Source organism: Verrucomicrobiia bacterium, from assembly GCA_035460805.1.
Classification (GTDB): domain Bacteria; phylum Patescibacteriota; class UBA1384; order CAILIB01; family CAILIB01; genus DATHWI01.
Genome location: DATHWI010000074.1, coordinates 1 through 2,653, shown reverse-complemented (window position 1 = coordinate 2,653; position 2,653 = coordinate 1). Strand labels below are relative to the sequence as shown.

The 2,653-nt window shown below is 52.9% G+C and carries 2 tRNA genes and 1 rRNA gene; all 3 read right to left on the bottom strand.

What is annotated here, in order from left to right:
* A 23S ribosomal RNA gene (locus VLA04_02585) occupies nt 1-1,921 on the bottom strand; the annotation flags it as partial.
* Nucleotides 1,922-2,174: 253 nt separating this feature from the next.
* A tRNA-Ala gene (locus VLA04_02580) sits at nt 2,175-2,250 on the bottom strand.
* Nucleotides 2,251-2,328: 78 nt separating this feature from the next.
* Nucleotides 2,329-2,405 (bottom strand) — tRNA-Ile (locus tag VLA04_02575).
* Nucleotides 2,406-2,653 lie beyond the last annotated feature (248 nt).

Below are 2,653 nucleotides of genomic sequence, written 5' to 3'. Positions count from 1 at the left end.
ACAGCGGGGAAGTCGTTACGCCATTCGTGCAGGTCGGAACTTACCCGACAAGGAATTTCGCTACCTTAGGACCGTTATAGTTACGGCCGCCGTTTACCGGGGCTTCAATTCGGTGCTTGCACACCTCCTTTTAACCTTCCGGCACCGGGCAGGCGTCAGACCCTATACGTCATCTTACGATTTCGCAGAGCCCTGTGTTTTAGTTAAACAGTCGCTACCCCCTGGTCTGTGCCCCCAATGCCTAGTTGCCTAGACACTGGGCCTCCTTATCCCGAAGTTACGGAGGTAAATTGCCGAGTTCCTTCAGCATAGTTCTCTCAAGCGCCTTGGTATACTCTACCAGTCCACCTGTGTCGGTTTAGGGTACGGTCTAATGTTGGAGCTATTTCCTGGAACCCCTTGGAAGCCAGATCAATCCAATAAGATCTGACAGCGTACGGGATCCGTCACTACCAACTGGCTGAGGAATATTCACCTCATTCCCATCGACTACGCCTTTCGGCCTCGCCTTAGGGGCCGGCTAACCCTGCGGAGATTAACTTTACGCAGGAACCCTTGGACTTTCGGCGACAGTGTCTTTCACACTGTTTGTCGTTACTCATGTCAGCATTCGCACTTCCAATACCTCCAGCAGCCCTCACGGGTCCGCCTTCGTTGGCTTATGGAACGCTCCGCTACCGCTTGCACAAAGTGCAAACCTTAAGCTTCGGCTCGTGGCTTGAGCCCCGATACATTTTCGGCGCAGGAACCCTTATTTAGACCAGTGAGCTGTTACGCTTTCTTTAAAGGATGGCTGCTTCTAAGCCAACCTCCTGGTTGTTTTGGGATTCCCACATCCTTTCACACTTAGCCACGAATTGGGGGCCTTAGCTGTAAGTCAGGGTTGTTTCCCTCTCCACGACGGACGTTAGCACCCGCCGTGTGTCTCCCGCGCAGTACTTCTCGGTATTCGGAGTTTGGTTAGGATCGGTAATGCGGTAAGCACCCCTTGCCCATCCAGTGCTCTACCCCCGAGAGTATTCACGCGAGGCGCTACCTAAATAGCTTTCGCGGAGAACCAGCTATTTCCGAGTTTGATTGGCCTTTCACCCCTAGCCACAAGTCATCCGAGACTTTTTCAACAGGCACCGGTTCGGTCCTCCAGTAAGTGTTACCTTACCTTCAACCTGCTCATGGCTAGATCACCCGGTTTCGGGTCTAATCCGACGAACTGAACGCCCTGTTCAGACTCGCTTTCGCTGCGCCTACGCCTATCGGCTTAAGCTTGCTCGTCAGATTAAGTCGCTGACCCATTATACAAAAGGTACGCGGTCACCCAGGACGAACCTTGAGCTCCCACTGTTTGTAAGCATTCGGTTTCAGGTGCTATTTCACTCCCCTCGTCGGGGTGCTTTTCACCTTTCCCTCACGGTACTTGTTCACTATCGGTCGCTGAGGAGTACTTAGGCTTGGAGGGTGGTCCCCCCACGTTCAGACAGGATTTCACGTGTCCCGCCTTACTCATGTCTCTCTTGGTCTCGTATCCGTACGGGGCTATCACCCATTAATGCGTGGTTTCCCAACCACTTCCGGTAACTTACAGTCAGGCACTGGCCTGGTCCGCGTTCGCTCGCCACTACTAACGGAGTCTCGTTGATGTCCTTTCCTCCAGGTACTTAGATGTTTCAGTTCCCTGGGTTAGCTTTGAAACCCTATGTATTCAGGTTTCAATACCTTCATGTGACAATTCGTAGTGCAACAACAGCCGAGGTTTTCACCCCGTCTGCGGTCACAATACGAATTGTCGAAGGTGGGTTTCCCCATTCGGAAATCCGCGGATCAAAGCTCATTCGCAGCTCCCCACGGCTTATCGCAGCGTATCACGTCCTTCATCGCCTCTCAGCGCCAAGGCATCCACCGAATGCTCTTAAGGCACTTGATCGTTCTCATGATCGATGTCCGCAAGCTAACCAAAGCCTGCGCACATATGATCAGAAAGACCATTTTTGCTTGCCGAATAGACCCGAGTAAGACGAGCGCAGATGGTGTCCGCACCTCGAATGTCGCTGGGTAGCGACGTCCTCAAATCTATTCCCTCTTCACAATGACAAACAGCGTTACTTACCGTCGTTCCTGAGAACAACGATCAGCAAAACCTGAATTTCCGGGTGCAAACTCTTGCAAACGCAAAGAGCTGGTGGAGCCTGTCGGGATCGAACCGACGACCTGAAGCTTGCAAAGCTACCGCTCTCCCAACTGAGCTATGGCCCCTTTTGCGTTGGTAACGCGCCATCAAGCGCGGCGGCCGGCCGGCCTTGCGAGCCTTAACAGCTCGTGACCGATCGATCCTGGTGGGCCTGGGAGGATTTGAACCTCCGACCTCACGCTTATCAAGCGCGCGCTCTAACCAACTGAGCTACAGGCCCAAGGCAAAGCACCCGAAACAATTAAGCTTCGAGGCGCGGCCAAAGACCTAAAGCGTTGGCCCAGAATACGCGGAGACCAGACCAAATGCCTGATCAATCCAGCGTATTCGCCCGGAAAAGAAAGAGAAACGAAGACGGCGAAGTTCCGCATGTCGAGGCCTGATTTGGCCTCTTTTGTTCAAAGGGGATCAAAGGGTTTCGATCATCCAAAGGATAATCTAGCCGATAAGATCCGACCTTAGAAAGGA